Here is a 13,897-nt window from a genome sequence, read left to right as displayed (position 1 = left end):
GCCGGACCGCAAGCCGTCACCTCCCCGTTACCCGGCCGAGCCTGATCGATCAAGGTCGAACGTCGGTCCCGCGAAATCGCGTCCGCCTCCACAAACGGCGGAAATGCCCTGGACAGACCGGGTCCGCGTGGATCGGCGAGGAATTCTTTCCACTTTGTTTCGCCGGTATTTCGGCGCGCCGCGAACAATTCTTCCGGTTTTCACGACGGCGCCCGCGCCCGCCGGAGCCAATTCTGTCGATTGACAGAAATTACCGCCCGGAACATCTCCCCCTGATGTGTCAGCGAGGGTCGGCTCCGGGACGGCAATTCGCGTCCCGAAACCGGCCTTCGCTTCTGTCAGTTCGTGACAGTGAACTCCGCGCGAACGATCCAGCCCCAGCAGTCGTAAGCCGCCGTGTAGCGCCCAGGCACCGTCCCCACCGGACCGTCGCCGCGCAACGCGACACCGATGCCGCCGGTCCCGCCGTCGCCCACCACGCGCAAGGGGATCGGGGCGGCGAGACCGTCCGCGACGAGGGACGTCGCGAGCTCGCCCGCACCGGACGGGCGCAGGCAGTAGATATCCGCGGTGACCGTCCCACCTGCGACGACGGCGCTCGGGCTGATGACCAGACTGGACGGTCTGGTCGCGTTCGCCTGCCCCGCACCGAGCAAAGTGGACACGAGCGCCGCCCCCGCGACGCACGCCGCGGCCGAACGAATTTTCATCCTCTGCTCCCTCCCGAAGGGCGGGCGAAGATTCACCCGCCACCCGATGGACGTACGACGTCCGGGCCCGGGTTGTCCATCAGGCGAGAGTCCGCCCATTGGGGCGAACGGCCGGATTTAGCAGAATGTGACAGCGAATCGTGCAAGAGCCGACGATCACACTAGGTAGACCTTGCGCCACTCGATAGGATCGCCGCCGAGAGCAACGGGGTGATCACCTCTATCCAATACGTTCAGAGGTTTGGATGGGACGGCCGGGTGTGCGGCCGCGCCATCCGCCATTGCCGGCCGGGCTTCCCCGAGGGAGTTCGACACCGGTCGATCAGTCCTGCGCTCGAACAGCCGGAACTTTCCACGCCCGAGTTACTCCCCTTCCCCAGGAGTGCGTTGTGATTTCCCGTTCCCGCCGTCTGATGACGGCGTTGTTGTGCGCCCTTTCGCTGGCGGGCGTGACCGCCCTTTCGGCTTGTTCCGACAGCACGGCCGCCTCCGGCACCAAGGTCACGATCGGTTACAGCGCCTGGCCGGGGTGGTTCCCGTGGGCGGTCGCCCAGGAGAAGGGCCTCTTCGAGAAGAACGGCGTGAACGTCGACCTGAAATGGTTCGACAGCTACACCGAGAGCATCAACGCCCTCTCCTCGGGCGCGATCGACGCCAACAGCCAGACCCTGAACGACACCCTCGCCTCGGTCAGCGGTGGCGCGAAGCTGTCGGTGGTGCTGGTCAACGACAACTCGACCGGCAACGACAAGATCATCGCCCGCCAGGGCATCACCGGCGTCGCCGACCTCAAGGGCAAGAAGATCGCCGTCGAGCAGGGCACCGTCGACCACTACCTGCTGCTGCTCGCGCTGCAGGAGGCCAAGCTGACCGAGAAGGACGTCGAAATCGTCCCGCTGCTGACCGACGCCGCCGCGGCCGCGTTCGTCGGCGAGCAGGTCGACGCCGTCGCCGCCTTCGCCCCCTTCACCTCGAAGGCGCTCGAGCGCCCCGGCAGCCGCGCGATCGCGACGTCGGCCGAGTTCCCCGGCGCCATCCCGGACCACCTGGTCGTCTCCGAGCAGATGTCGAAGGAGCGCAAGAAGGAGGTCCAGGCGCTGGTGAACACCTGGTTCGAGACGATCGACTGGATCAAGCAGAACCGCGAAGAGGCCGTGAAGATCATGGCGAAACGCGGCGCGGTGTCGATCGACGAGTACAAGTCCTACGACGCGGGCACCACGATCTTCACCAAGCAGCAGAACCTCGACGCGTTCACTCCCGGCGTCACCCCGGCCCACCTGAACTTCCAGGCGGGCAAGATCGCCGACTTCATCGTCTCCAACGGGCTCGCCCAGAGCCGCCCGAACTTCGACGGGCTGTTCGACGACCAGTACGTCAAGGCGGTGAAGTGAGCGCCACCGACGCGGCGGGGCGGGCCGCTCAGCGGACGGACGACGCTGACGAGGCCGAAGCGCGCCGTCTCGAAGACGAGCAGCGGCTCGCCGAGGCGCAGGAAGAGCGGCGCGGCGCGCGACCGGACTGGTCGCCGCTGCCCCGCCGGGCGGGCCTCAAGCCGAACGCCTCCCCGCTGCTTTCACTGCGGACGCCGATCCCCGCCCGCTGGCGGTGGACGCTGGCGGCGGCCTCGTTCGTGATCCCGCTGCTGATCTGGGTGACGCTGAACGCACTCGGCACGATCAAGCCGATGTTCCTCCCGACGCCGGTCGCGGTGTTCGACGCGCTGGTGAAGATGATCGAGTCGGGTGAGCTGTTCAGCGACCTCTGGGCCACCACCCAGCGCGTGCTGCTCGGCTTCGGGCTCGCGATCCTCGTGTCCGTGCCGCTCGGCATCGTGATGGGGACGTTCGACGCGGGGCTGGCGCTGTTCGAGCCGGTCATCGCGATGCTGCGCTATCTGCCGGCGAGCGCGTTCATCCCGCTGCTGATGATCTGGCTCGGCCTCGGCGAACCGTCGAAGGTCGCGGTCCTGTTCCTCGGCACGGTCTTCTTCAACACGCTGATGATCGCCGACGCCGTCCGCGGGGTGCCGCGATCCCTGATCGACGTGTCCTACACGCTCGGCGCGCGGCGCGGCGAAGTGCTGCGGAAGGTGATCGTCCCGCACGCGCTGCCCGGGATGATCGACGCGACCCGCGTCAACGCGGCGGCCGCGTGGAACTTCGTGGTGGTAGCCGAACTGATCAACGCCACCGCCGGGCTCGGCCTGCGGATCATGCGAGCGCAGCGGTTCACCCAGACCGACCGGATCTTCGCGCTGCTGATCGTGATCGGCCTGCTCGGACTGGTCATCGACATCGCGCTGCGGCTCCTGCGGGCCAGGGTCGGGAAGTGGGCGGCATGACGCTTCAGCTGAAAGCGGTCGCCAAGGACTACACGGTCCGTGGCAAGACCATCCGCGCGCTCGACGGGATCGACCTCGACGTCGCGCGCGGCGATTTCGTCTGCGTCGTCGGCGCGAGCGGATCCGGCAAGTCGACCCTGCTGTCGCTGATCGCCGGGCTGACCGAACCGACCGAGGGCCTGATCACCCTCGACGGCGACGCCGTGACCGGGCCCGGCCCGGATCGCGGGCTGGTGTTCCAGCACGGCGCGCTGTACCCGTGGCGCACGGTGGAGAGCAATGTCGCGTTCGGACTCGAACTGCTGAGCATCGACAAGGCCGAGCGGGCGCGCCGGATCGACTGGTATCTCGACGAGACCGGGCTCGGCCACCTGCGGAAGTCGTTGCCCAAACAGCTTTCCGGCGGCCAGAAGCAGCGGGTCGCGATCGCGCGGGCGCTGGTGTGCGAGCCCGACGTGCTGCTGCTGGACGAACCCTTCGGCGCGCTGGACGTCCAGACCAAAGAGGACATGCAGGTCCTGATCCGCCGGATCTGGACCGACACGCACACCACCGTGCTGATGGTGACCCACGACGTCGAGGAGGCCGTGTTCCTCGGTGGGCGCGTCGTGGTGCTGGCCTCGGATCCGGGCCGGGTGGCCGCGGACATCGTGGTCGACCTGCCCGCCGAACGCGACCTCGCGGTCAAACGCGCGCCCGAGTTCGTCTCGTTGCGCGCGTCCATCGAAGACCTCGTCCGGGAACAGCACCGCGGACACCTCGGGCGGAGCCGGGGAGAAAGGTGACCATGAGGCACGGGAAGTCCCGGCCGGAACGCACGGCACGGTCCGGGTTGCTCGGCAGACTCGGCATCCGGGGCAAGCTCAACCTGCTCCTGATGCTGCCGCTGACCGCCGTGGTCCTGGTGTCTGTGCCTTACGTCGCCGGGGAAATCGACGACGCCCGGTCCGCCCGCACCACCGCCGACGTCGCGTCGCAGGCGCGCGCGCTCGGCACGCTCGCCTGGGAACTGCAGCGCGAGCGGCTGCTGACGGCGCACTACATCGCGTCCACGTCGGCTGGCGGTTCGGCGATGCTGAAGCAGCAGGGCGTGGTCGCGGAAACGGTGAACCAGGTGCGGTCGGGGCTGAGCGCCGACGCGCCGGAAGAACTCGCGGCGGCGCTGGTGCGCATCGGGTCGCTGAACGAGATCCGGGAGAACGCGCTGCGGCGCGGTGCCTCACTCGACAGCGTGGCGCGGACGTATCACGCGGTGATCGACGCGGTCATCAACGCGCTCCGTCTCGTCCCGCAGCAGACCAGTGACGCGGCGGGCACCCAGCAGCTGACGGCGCTCGACGCGCTGCTGCGCGCGAACGAGGAGAACTCGTTGCGCGGGATGGCGTTGATCATCGTGCTGGTCACCCCCGAATCGGGGGCGCCGCTGCTGGCCGACGCGAAGCAGCAGTCGTCGCTGTTCCTCGAACGGTTCGTGCAGCAGGCCGACGTCACCCAGGCCACGCAGGTCGTCGCGGTCGAGCAGGGTGAGACGGGCCGCCGGGTCGACGCGCTGGAGGCCAGGCTCTCCGACGCCAAGGGCCCGCAGGCCGTGCAGAACCTGCTGCCCGACATCCTCGGCGCCGTCGACGCCCAGTCGAACCAGCGGCGGATCACCCAGGACGCGGTCACCACCGGTATCACCGACGCGGCGACCGCGCGAGCGGACGCGGCGCAGAACCTGGCGTGGACGATCGGTATCGGCGCCGGTGTGCTGTTCCTGCTGGTCGGCGGGCTCGCGATCGCGGTCAGCCGGTCGATCGCGGATCCGCTGCGGAAGCTGACCACGGCGGCGACGTCGGTCGCGGACCTCGCGAGCACCGAACTCGTCCGCGTCACCGACACCGAGCAGGCCGAGGAGCTCGCGCCGCGGCTGGCCACCATCGACGTGTCCTCGCAGGACGAACTCGGCAAGCTGGCCGAAGCATTCAACCGGGTGCAGGCCACCGCGGCCGAACTGGTGGAACGGCAGGCCGTCACGCGGCGCAACGTCGGCCTCATGTTCGCCAACGTCGCGAAGCGCACGCAGAACCTGGTGGGCAGGCAGCTGGCGCTGGTCGACGAACTGGAGCGCAACGAGCAGGACGTCGCCCTGCTGGCGAGCCTCTACCGGCTCGACCACCTCTCCACCCGTCTCCGCCGGAACGCGGACAACCTGCTCGTCGTCTCGGGAAACCGGGACGAGGCAAGGATTTCCGGCCCGATCGAACTCTCGACCGCGCTGCGTTCGGCACTCGCGGAGATCGAGGACTACCAGCGGGTGCGGCTCGGCTCGATGGGCGACGTCCTGCTGTCGTCGCCGTTCGGCTCCGATCTGGTGCTGATCTTCGCCGAGCTGCTGGAGAACGCGACGTCGTTCTCCCCGCCGGAGTCCTTTGTGGACGTCGGCACGAAGATCCTGCCCGACGGCTCCTGCCTGATCGTGATCGTGGACCAGGGCATCGGCATGACCGCGGAACGGCTCGCCGAGGAGAACCGGCGGCTGGTCGAACGCGAGCGGCTCGAACTGGCGCCGACCAGTGTGCTCGGGCTGTTCGTGGTCGGACGGCTCGCGCGGCGGCACGGCCTCAAGGTCGAGCTGACCGAGACCGAGCCGGGCGCGGGTATCACCGCGCGGCTCACCGTCCCGCCGAATCTGCTGACCTACCGGCCGCCCACGCCGAAATCCGTCCCGGCGCCGCCGGTGTGGCCGACGGCGGAACCGGGTGACGAGCCCGCACCGCCGTCGCTGCCCGAGCCGCGGCAGAAGACGGCTCCGAGCGAACCGCCGACGCTCGCGATCGCCGGGATGATCCCGCGCGACGGCAGGCAGCCCAAGGATTTCCGGTGGTTCCGCAAGACCGACGGAGAGATCTTGGAACCACCGCCCCTGCCTGCGCCGGTGCCTGAGCCCGTCTACCAGGCTCCCGCGCCGACGCTCACCGCCGCCGATCCCGGCGAGACCCGAGGCGGGCTGCGGCGGCGGGTCAAGGGCGCGCAGCTTCCCGGTGCCCCCGAAGCGCCGGCGCGGCAGAAGTCCAGGCATGATCCAGAAGCGGCCAAGGCGGCCTTCGACGGGTTCGAGGCCGGACTCGCGAAGGCCACCGCACCACCAGCACCACCGGCCGCCGCCCCGGCCCCGGCCCCGGCGCCGATGCCGACCCCGACACCGGTGCCCGCCGCCTCCCGCGGTGGTCTCACCCGGCGGGTCCCCGGCGCGCAACTGGCGCCGGGACTGGCGAAAGGTCCGGCCGCGCGGCACCAGACCGCGCGGGCGGCGCTGAACACCACCAAGCCCAAGGGCATGCGTGACCCCGAGGCCGAGCGTGCCGCGTTCGACGCCTTCAGTGACGGGTTGGAGAAAGCCATCAACCCGGAGATGGAACAGAGAGAGAAGAGCAAGAGATGACGACCGGAGTCAGCGTCGAAGCCCGGAACTTCAACTGGTTGGTGACGCGCTTCGCGCAGAACACGGCGAGCGCGATGGGCGCGATCGCCGTCTCGGCCGACGGCCTGCTGATCGCGATGTCGTCCGAACTGGAACGCGCCAACGCCGACCGGCTGGCCGCGATCTGCTCGGCGATGCTCGGCCTCGCGCACGGTGTCTCCGAGAGCCACCCGCTCGGTTCGCCCGACAAGATCATCATCGAGCTGGAGCAGGGCTACCTGCTGGTCTGCACGATCAGCATCGGCTGTTCGCTCGGCGTGCTCGCCACCAAGCAGGCCAGTCTCGGCACGATCGCCTACGAGATGGCGATGTTCGCCAACCGCGCCACCGAGGTGCTCACCCCCGCGCTGATCGAGGAACTCAAGAAGAGCGTCGGCAGCTGAACTGACGAGGGGACAAGGGAATGAGCGACGATCAGGTACCCCAGCCGCGAGGCGCCGAACAGGGCATCTCGCCGCTACGCCCGTATCTGCTCACCGCCGGCCGCGCGCAGCCGGTGGACGGCACGCTCGAAATCGAGGCTCAAGTGCTCACGAGCAGGCTCGGCGCGGCGTCGCACGCGCGGCTGACCTTCGAACGACGGGAGATCGTTTCCCTTTGCCGGGAAACGAAATCCGTCGCCGAAGTGGCGGCGATGCTCGGCCTGCACATCGGCGTGGCCAGGGTGCTCGTGGCGGATCTCGCCGCACTCGGCTACGTCGTGCTCCGTCGCCCGGCGGGAGCCTTCACCCAGGACCTCGGCATGATCGAAAGGGTCATTCGTGGACTCGAAGCAATTCGCTGAACCGGCGTCGGCCAAACCGCCGACACCGGTCAAGATCGTCATCGCCGGCGGGTTCGGGGTCGGCAAGACGACCACCGTCGGCGCGATCTCCGAGATCAAACCGCTGACCACCGAGGCGGCCATGACCTCGGCGGGCGCGGCCGTCGACGGCTCCGGCGGGGAGGTGCCGTCGAAGACCACCACCACCGTGGCGCTGGACTTCGGCTGCATCACCATCGACGAAGAGGTGAAGCTGTATCTCTTCGGCACGCCGGGGCAGGACCGGTTCGGGTTCATGTGGCACGACCTCGTGCTGGGCGCGCTCGGCGCGCTCGTCATCGTCGACACCCGGCGGCTCGACGACTGCTACCCGGCCGTCGACTACTTCGAGAAGGCCGGATTGCCGTTCGTGGTCGGGGTGAACGTCTTCGACGGCTCGCTCAAACACGACCTCGAAGACGTGCGGTGGGCGCTCGCGGTGAGCGAGGACGTCCCGCTGATCACCTTCGACGCGCGGCAGCGCCTCTCCGTGCGGGACGCGCTGCTGGCCGTGCTGCACAACACCTTCCGGCGCGCCTCCGCCGCTTCCTGACGCGTTTCGTCCTCTGAATGCGGTACTTGCGTGTGCAAGGACCGCATTCAGAGGACGAAACGCAGGGGGCGGTCAGGCGGGCCGGGTGATCGCGGCGAGCATCAGGGCCCGGAGTTCGGCGGCGACGTCGGCGACCGGCAGCGGCGGGGTGTGCGCCTGCCACTCGCGCAGCAGACCGGTCGCCGCGCCGACGAGCGCGATCGCCGTCAGGTGGTAGTCGCGATCGGGCGCCACGCCGTGCACGGCGGCGTGCCGGGCCTCGGCTTCGATGAACGCGGCCCACCGGTCGACCCATTCCTGGTGCTGTGCCTCCAAAGCGGCGCTGACCCCGACGGCCTCGACGTAGTTCAGCCGCGGCATCCGGGGATCCGACGTGACCGTGCTGACGAAGACGTCCAGCAGCGTCCCGATCCGGGTGACCGCGTCGGCGTCCTCCAGCCGTTCCAGGGTGCCGGTGACATGCTCCAGCGCGAGCGCGTTGATCCGCTCGTGCAGGGTGAGCAGCACCTTCTCCTTGCTCTCGAACTCCTCGTAGAAGTTCCGCGTGGAGACACCCGCGCGGGTGCACAACTCGGTGATCTTCGCCTGCTGGTAGCCCGTCGAGGTGAACAGGTCCAGGGCCGCCAGGAGCAGGCGTTCACGCCGTTCGGCGCGCCGTTGCTCGGGCGCGACCCCGCCATAGGTGCGGGCCACTCGACCTCCCCCGATTCGGTAACAGGGATTGCCAGATGCTAGCAACAGCGCCTACATTGCGAAAATCTCGATTACCAAACTGGAGGCAACGGTGCTTCGGACAGTTCTGGTCTCGGCCCTCGCAGCCACCCTGATCGGCGCGCCCGCCGCGCAAGCCGCGCCGAGCGCGCCCGGGGACCTGGTCGACTACAAATCGGTCGTCGCCACCGCCCCGGCGAAGGCCTGGAAACTCCACTACCGCTCCACGTCGGCGACGGGACAGCCGAACACGGTGTCGGGCATCCTGCTGGTCCCGCACACGCCATGGACGAAGGGCGCGCGCCCGCTGGTCAGCTACGCCGTCGGCACCCACGGCCTCGGCGACCGCTGCGCGCCGTCGACCCGGCTGACGAACGGGTCCGAGAACGAAGTCCTCCTGATGAGCCAAGCGCTTTCGCGCGGCTGGGCGGTCGTCGTGACCGACTACGAAGGCCTCGGCACCCCGGGCACACACACCTACGCCGTCGGCCAGTCCGAAGGCCGGGCCGTCCTCGACGCCGCCCGCGCCGCCTCCCGGGTCCCCGAAGCGGGCCTGTCCAAGACCGGGCCGGTCGGCGTTTTCGGTTACTCGCAAGGAGGCCAGGCCGCGGCGTTCGCCGGTGAACTGCAGCCGTCCTACGCACCCGACGTCAACCTGGTCGGTGTCGCGGAAGGCGGGGTCCCGGCGGATCTGAACGCGGTCCTGAAGTTCAACGACGGTGGTCCGGCGTTCGGACTGGTGCTCGGCGCGGCCGTCGGTTACGCGACCGCGTATCCGGAACTGCCGTTCACCGACGTGCTCAACGCGAAGGGCGAGAAGGCCGTCGCGAAGGTCAAGGAAGCGTGCACCGTGGAACTCGGCGCGGCGGCGCCTTTCGCACGGCTCAACGACTTCACGACCGTTCCGAACGTTTCGTCGGACCCGCGCTGGCAGGCCAGGCTCGGCGAGAACCTGGCGGGCAAGACCAAACCGGGCGCGCCGGTCTTCCTGTACCACGCGTCGCTGGACGAACTGATCCCGCTGGCGGTCGGCAAGGGCCTGCGCGACCGTTACCAGGCCCTCGGCGCCGACGTCACCTGGCAGGAATTCCCGCTGCTGGAACACATCGGTGGCGTCTCGGCGGGCGGGCCGGTCGCGATGACCTGGCTGGGCACGAAGTTCTGACGGGGAGTCGGTCCGTGAAGGCCTCCTTGAGGGACCCAGAGTCCCTCAAGGAGGCCTTCACGGACTTTCGAAGACCCGCAGCGCGGTCACGGCGTCCGGCGCCAAGGAAGTCGTGAGCGTCCCACCGGCGGCGAGCGACGTACGCGACCACCACTCACCGGAAGCCTCGGGCACCACGGGACCACCGACGACCAGATCGGTCGCCAGCACCCGTCGCCCGGCCAGATGCGCGAGACTGGCGTCCAAAGTGGAGTCCCCGATCTCCAAGGTCTGCCGCAGCACCGGCATTTCACCCCGCGTCACATGCTGCGTCGTCACCAGGGAGCCAGGCCGCTCACCCGCCCGCCCCAGGACCAGCACCTCTCGCGTATGCAAGAAGGCACCAGACGCCAAAGCGGCCCGCAGCACGGCGATGTGCCGGGCGCGCGCGGTCACCACGGTCGGCTCCGGCAGATACTCCAAAGACCCACCATCGTCCACGGCGATGTCCACAAGGGACGAACTACCCTCACCGTGCAACCCGGGCAGCGCGATCGTCGCCGCCACCCCGGAAAGCCGCAGCGAAGCACCGGCACCGACCCGGATGGTCAGCTTCAGCTCATCGCCACCCAATGGCGAGGTCGCCGAGTTGACCAGGTGCACCACCGCCGTCGCACCGGTGCCCCGTTTGGGAAGGAGCGTGAGCGGCGCCATCGAGCGCAGCTCACGCAGTACGGTCCGGCCGCCCTCGAAGCAGGCGGTCAGCCGCGCGTGCGCCTTCACCCCGCGCGGACCGGGAGCAGCGAGCGGACCCAGTCCGCCACCGCCGGCGCGTTCGGAGTGTCCACAAGGGACTGGGTGATCACCGGCAGCTCGCCCCGCATCCGGTGCGCGTCCGAGGTCATCACGTCCATGTCCGCCCCGACCAGATGCGCGATGTCGATCTTGTTGATCACCAGCAGATCCGCCGTCGTCACGCCCGGCCCGCCCTTGCGCGGCACCTTGTCGCCACCGGCGACGTCGACCACGAACACCTGGCTGTCGGCGAGTCCCCGGCTGAACACCGCGGTGAGGTTGTCCCCGCCGCTTTCGATGATCACTAGATCCAGCCCGGGGAACCGCTCTTCCAGCCGTTCGACCGCGTCGAGGTTCGCGGTGATGTCGTCGCGGATCGCGGTGTGCGGGCAAGCGCCGGTCTGCACGGCCTCGATCCGCTCCGGGTCGAGCACCCCGGCCTTGCGCAGGAAGTCGGCGTCCTCGGTGGTGTAGATGTCGTTGGTGACGACGGCGAGGTTCACCTCGTCGCCCAGCGCCCGGCACAGTGCCGCGGTGAGCGCGGTCTTCCCGCTCCCCACCGGCCCGCCGATCCCGATCCGGTACGCGCGCCCGGCGGTCGGCGCCTGCTCGTAGTGGTCGGGTTCCGCGGCGGTCGGGTCGAAGTTGACCGGGTGCACATGTCCGTGACCGTGACCATGCTCAGCTGGCAAAGAGACGCACCTCTTCCTGGTGATGCCGGGCGTGTGCCTCGGCGAACAGATCGAGCGCCGGTGACCCCGGCGCCGGGAGATCGGCCGGATCGTCGCCCGCGACCTCGGCGGCCCGCCGGGAAACCTCCTGGACCTCGTCCGCGAGGCGGGCCACGACGGCGTTGACGGCGAACGGATCGAGACCGAGCAGCCGTACGGCCGCGCTCGCGGGACCGCTGATCGCGAGATAGGCCACCGCCATCGCGGCGTCGAAGGGCACCCCGATCAGCGCTCCGACGATCACCGGATGATGCGGTCGCGGGGTTTCCTTCAGCAGCTGGGAAAGCACCGGCGACGGCCAGGCCGCCTTACCCGCCCGCGCCGTCCCCCGCCCCTGCGCGCGAGACGCCTCCCGCTGCGCGAGCGAGGGCGTTCTGGCGTCGAGTTCGAGATCGAGCCGCCGCCAGTGTCCACTTCGGACGTTACGAGCCGCCGCGTGCGCCGCCGCGGCGGCGAACACCGCGGCCAGCGAACCAGCCGTGCGCAAGCGCCCGGAGAGGAACCCCGGAAGGTCACGTTCGTGCGTGATCAGCTTCCGGGCGACGGCTTCTTCGAGTCCGCCGGAGTGGACATGCCCGCCCCCGGGAAACCTGGAATCGGCCAAGATGACCGCAGAGAGATCCATCAGAACAAGAAGTACCGTTGCGCCATGGGCAGTTCGGTCACCGGCCGCGGCTCGATCAACTCCCCGTCGACGTGCACGGCGAAACTGTCCGGCTCCACCCGGATGTCCGGCGTCGCGTCGTTGAGCACCATGTCGGCCTTGCCCCGGGATCGGGTGTTCGCGACCGGCACGAGCTTCCGCGCGATGCCGAACCGCTCCGCCACCCCGTTTTCCAGCGCTTCCGGGGCCACGAAATGGAAGCTGCTCGCGGCGGCGATCGCCGGTGCCGCACCGAACATCGGCCGCGCGAGCACCGGCTGCGGCGTCGGGATGGAAGCGTTCGCGTCGCCCATCGCCGCCCACGCCGGGAATCCGCCCTTCAGCACCACATGCGGCCGCACTCCGAAGAACTTCGGCTCCCACAGCACGAGATCCGCGAGCTTCCCGACCTCCACCGAGCCGATCTCGCGCTCCATGCCGTGCGCGATCGCGGGGTTGATCGTGTATTTGGCGACATAGCGACGAGCCCGCAGGTTGTCGGCCGCGCCGTCGCCGGGAAGCGCGCCACGCCGTCGTTTCATGACGTGCGCGGTCTGCCAGGTCCGGATGATCACCTCGCCGATGCGGCCCATCGCCTGCGAGTCCGAGCTCATCATCGAGATCGCGCCGAGGTCGTGCAGGACGTCCTCGGCCGCGATGGTCGTCGGCCGGATCCGGCTTTCGGCGAACGCCAGATCCTCGGGCACGGACGGGTTCAGGTGGTGGCAGACGACGAGCATGTCGAGGTGTTCGTCGAGGGTGTTCGCGGTGTGCGGGCGCGTCGGGTTCGTCGACGACGGCAGGATGTTGGGCAGCCCGGCGACCTGGATGATGTCCGGCGCGTGCCCGCCACCCGCGCCTTCGGTGTGGTACGCGTTGATCGACCGCCCGCCGATGGCGTCCACAGTGGACTCCAGGAAGCCCGCTTCGTTCAGCGTGTCGGTGTGGATCGCGACCTGGACACCGGATTCGCCGGCCACGGTCAGGCAGGCGTCGATCGCGGCCGGGGTGCTGCCCCAGTCCTCGTGCAGTTTGAACCCGCCCGCGCCGGCGGCGAGCTGTTCGCGCAGCGCCTCGTGCCGGACGGTGTTCCCCTTGCCCAGCAACAGGACGTTGACCGGCTGGCCGTCCATCGCCCGCAGCATCCGGCCGAGGTTCCACGCGCCGGGCGTGACGGTGGTGGCCTTGCTGCCCTCGACCGGCCCGGTCCCGCCGCCGACGAGCGTGGTGAGACCGGACGCCAGCGCGGTGTCGGTCAGCTGCGGGCAGATGAAGTGGACGTGGCAGTCGATGCCGCCCGCGGTGAGGATCTTCCCGTTGCCGGACAGCACCTCCGTGGACGGTCCGACGACCAGCGCCGGGTCGACACCGTCCATCGTGTCCGGGTTGCCCGCCTTGCCGATACCGACGATCCGGCCGTCGCGGACGCCGACGTCGGCCTTGACGATCCCCCAGTGGTCCAGGATCACCGCGCCGGTGATGATCAGATCGGGCGCGCCTTCGGCCCGGGTCGCCATCCCCTGGCCCATGGATTCGCGGATCACCTTGCCGCCGCCGAACAGCACTTCGTCACCGCTGCCCGACGGCCCCATGCTGCGATCTTCGGTGACTTCGATGAGCAGGTCGGTGTCGGCGAGGCGGATCCGGTCGCCGGTTGTCGGGCCGAATAGTTCGGCGTAGCGCTCGCGATCGATCGACGGCATCAGGTCGCCTTCCGCAGTCCGGGCACCGCGCGGTTCCCGGCCAGCGGGACGAGGTCGACTTCGCGTTCGACCCCCGGCTCGAAACGCACCGACGTTCCCGCGGGCACGTCGAGCCGATGTCCCCTGGCGGCTTCGCGATCGAATTCGAGCCCCGGATTGACCGCCGCGAAATGGTAGTGCGAACCGACCTGGACGGGCCGGTCGCCAAGGTTCCGCACGAGCAGCCGGACCCGCGGCCTGCCCGGGTTCAGCTCGACCGGCGTGTCGCCGGTGATGATCTCTCCTGGTCGCACTCGCG

The 13,897-nt window shown here is 69.4% G+C and carries 15 protein-coding genes; 8 read left to right on the top strand and 7 right to left on the bottom strand.

Annotated elements, in window-relative coordinates; all coding sequences use genetic code 11:
• Positions 1 to 338: 338 nt before the first annotated feature.
• The gene (locus AJAP_RS02870; RefSeq protein ID WP_038507956.1) at positions 339 to 710 is read right to left on the bottom strand and encodes a hypothetical protein; all 372 of its coding nucleotides are present in this window, start codon (positions 708 to 710) and stop codon (positions 339 to 341) included.
• A 389-nt stretch (positions 711 to 1,099) separates the two neighbouring features.
• On the opposite strand from AJAP_RS02870, the gene AJAP_RS02865 reads away from it, so the two are divergent.
• The 7 genes from AJAP_RS02865 to AJAP_RS02835 are packed head-to-tail and all read left to right on the top strand — an operon-like array spanning position 1,100 to position 7,872.
• Positions 1,100 to 2,104 carry an ABC transporter substrate-binding protein gene (locus AJAP_RS02865; RefSeq protein WP_037348008.1) on the top strand — a complete coding sequence of 335 codons (1,005 nt, stop codon included), beginning with the start codon at positions 1,100 to 1,102 and terminating at the stop codon, positions 2,102 to 2,104.
• On the top strand, positions 2,101 to 3,054 hold the full coding sequence (locus AJAP_RS02860; RefSeq protein WP_038507953.1) for an ABC transporter permease: 954 nt from the start codon (positions 2,101 to 2,103) through the stop codon (positions 3,052 to 3,054). The genes AJAP_RS02865 and AJAP_RS02860 overlap by 4 nt, the downstream gene beginning before the upstream one ends.
• Complete coding sequence (locus AJAP_RS02855) at positions 3,051 to 3,839, top strand: ABC transporter ATP-binding protein (RefSeq protein ID WP_038522269.1); 789 nt, start codon at positions 3,051 to 3,053, stop codon at positions 3,837 to 3,839. Before AJAP_RS02860 ends, AJAP_RS02855 begins: the two co-directional genes overlap by 4 nt.
• A 2-nt stretch (positions 3,840 to 3,841) precedes the next feature.
• Entirely contained in the window at positions 3,842 to 6,478 is a 2,637-nt protein-coding gene (locus tag AJAP_RS02850; protein ID WP_038507951.1) for a sensor histidine kinase, read from the top strand.
• Positions 6,475 to 6,900: a roadblock/LC7 domain-containing protein gene (locus AJAP_RS02845; protein ID WP_005156032.1), complete on the top strand. Its 426-nt coding sequence runs from the start codon at positions 6,475 to 6,477 to the stop codon at positions 6,898 to 6,900. Before AJAP_RS02850 ends, AJAP_RS02845 begins: the two co-directional genes overlap by 4 nt.
• A gap of 20 nt (positions 6,901 to 6,920) precedes the next feature.
• Positions 6,921 to 7,301 (top strand): DUF742 domain-containing protein, encoded by a 381-nt coding sequence (locus tag AJAP_RS02840; protein WP_034308529.1) that lies wholly within the window; start codon positions 6,921 to 6,923, stop codon positions 7,299 to 7,301.
• The gene (locus AJAP_RS02835) at positions 7,279 to 7,872 is read left to right on the top strand and encodes a GTP-binding protein (RefSeq protein WP_038507950.1); all 594 of its coding nucleotides are present in this window, start codon (positions 7,279 to 7,281) and stop codon (positions 7,870 to 7,872) included. Before AJAP_RS02840 ends, AJAP_RS02835 begins: the two co-directional genes overlap by 23 nt.
• Positions 7,873 to 7,944: 72 nt before the next feature.
• Here AJAP_RS02835 and AJAP_RS02830 read toward each other — a convergent pair whose 3' ends face one another.
• Positions 7,945 to 8,565: a TetR/AcrR family transcriptional regulator gene (locus tag AJAP_RS02830; protein ID WP_038507949.1), complete on the bottom strand. Its 621-nt coding sequence runs from the start codon at positions 8,563 to 8,565 to the stop codon at positions 7,945 to 7,947.
• Between the two features lie 91 nt (positions 8,566 to 8,656).
• Here AJAP_RS02830 and AJAP_RS02825 point away from each other — a divergent pair, with 91 nt between their 5' ends.
• Positions 8,657 to 9,748, top strand: a complete 1,092-nt coding sequence (locus tag AJAP_RS02825) for a lipase family protein (protein ID WP_038507948.1) — start codon at positions 8,657 to 8,659, stop codon at positions 9,746 to 9,748.
• Between the two features lie 57 nt (positions 9,749 to 9,805).
• On the opposite strand, the gene AJAP_RS02820 is transcribed toward AJAP_RS02825, so the two are convergent.
• From AJAP_RS02820 to AJAP_RS02800, 5 genes are read right to left on the bottom strand one after another with little or no spacing between them, the layout of a single operon-like run.
• Complete coding sequence (locus tag AJAP_RS02820; RefSeq protein WP_038507947.1) at positions 9,806 to 10,510, bottom strand: urease accessory protein UreD; 705 nt, start codon at positions 10,508 to 10,510, stop codon at positions 9,806 to 9,808.
• Complete coding sequence (ureG, locus tag AJAP_RS02815) at positions 10,507 to 11,214, bottom strand: urease accessory protein UreG (RefSeq protein WP_037348019.1); 708 nt, start codon at positions 11,212 to 11,214, stop codon at positions 10,507 to 10,509. Before ureG ends, AJAP_RS02820 begins: the two co-directional genes overlap by 4 nt.
• Positions 11,204 to 11,878, bottom strand: coding sequence for an urease accessory protein UreF (locus tag AJAP_RS02810; RefSeq protein WP_038507946.1), 675 nt, complete (start codon positions 11,876 to 11,878; stop codon positions 11,204 to 11,206). Before AJAP_RS02810 ends, ureG begins: the two co-directional genes overlap by 11 nt.
• A complete protein-coding gene (locus AJAP_RS02805) occupies positions 11,878 to 13,599 on the bottom strand; it encodes an urease subunit alpha (RefSeq protein WP_038507944.1) in 1,722 nt (573 codons plus the stop codon). The genes AJAP_RS02810 and AJAP_RS02805 overlap by 1 nt, the downstream gene beginning before the upstream one ends.
• On the bottom strand, positions 13,599 to 13,892 hold the full coding sequence (locus AJAP_RS02800; RefSeq protein WP_038507943.1) for an urease subunit beta: 294 nt from the start codon (positions 13,890 to 13,892) through the stop codon (positions 13,599 to 13,601). Before AJAP_RS02800 ends, AJAP_RS02805 begins: the two co-directional genes overlap by 1 nt.
• Positions 13,893 to 13,897 lie beyond the last annotated feature (5 nt).

Source organism: Amycolatopsis japonica, from assembly GCF_000732925.1.
GTDB classification, from domain to species: Bacteria; Actinomycetota; Actinomycetes; order Mycobacteriales; family Pseudonocardiaceae; genus Amycolatopsis; species Amycolatopsis japonica.
The sequence above is the reverse complement of the archived record's forward strand: the minus strand, read 5'-3'. Positions and strand labels throughout refer to the sequence as shown.

Coding starts and splice junctions, on each gene's coding strand:
- AJAP_RS02850 (WP_038507951.1), top strand. CDS start 3,842: ATGAGGCACGGGAAGTCCCGGCCGGAACGCACGGCACGGTCCGGGTTG.
- AJAP_RS02840 (WP_034308529.1), top strand. CDS start 6,921: ATGAGCGACGATCAGGTACCCCAGCCGCGAGGCGCCGAACAGGGCATC.
- AJAP_RS02805 (WP_038507944.1), bottom strand. CDS start 13,599: ATGCCGTCGATCGATCGCGAGCGCTACGCCGAACTATTCGGCCCGACA.
- AJAP_RS02855 (WP_038522269.1), top strand. CDS start 3,051: ATGACGCTTCAGCTGAAAGCGGTCGCCAAGGACTACACGGTCCGTGGC.
- AJAP_RS02810 (WP_038507946.1), bottom strand. CDS start 11,878: ATGGATCTCTCTGCGGTCATCTTGGCCGATTCCAGGTTTCCCGGGGGC.
- AJAP_RS02845 (WP_005156032.1), top strand. CDS start 6,475: ATGACGACCGGAGTCAGCGTCGAAGCCCGGAACTTCAACTGGTTGGTG.
- AJAP_RS02870 (WP_038507956.1), bottom strand. CDS start 710: ATGAAAATTCGTTCGGCCGCGGCGTGCGTCGCGGGGGCGGCGCTCGTG.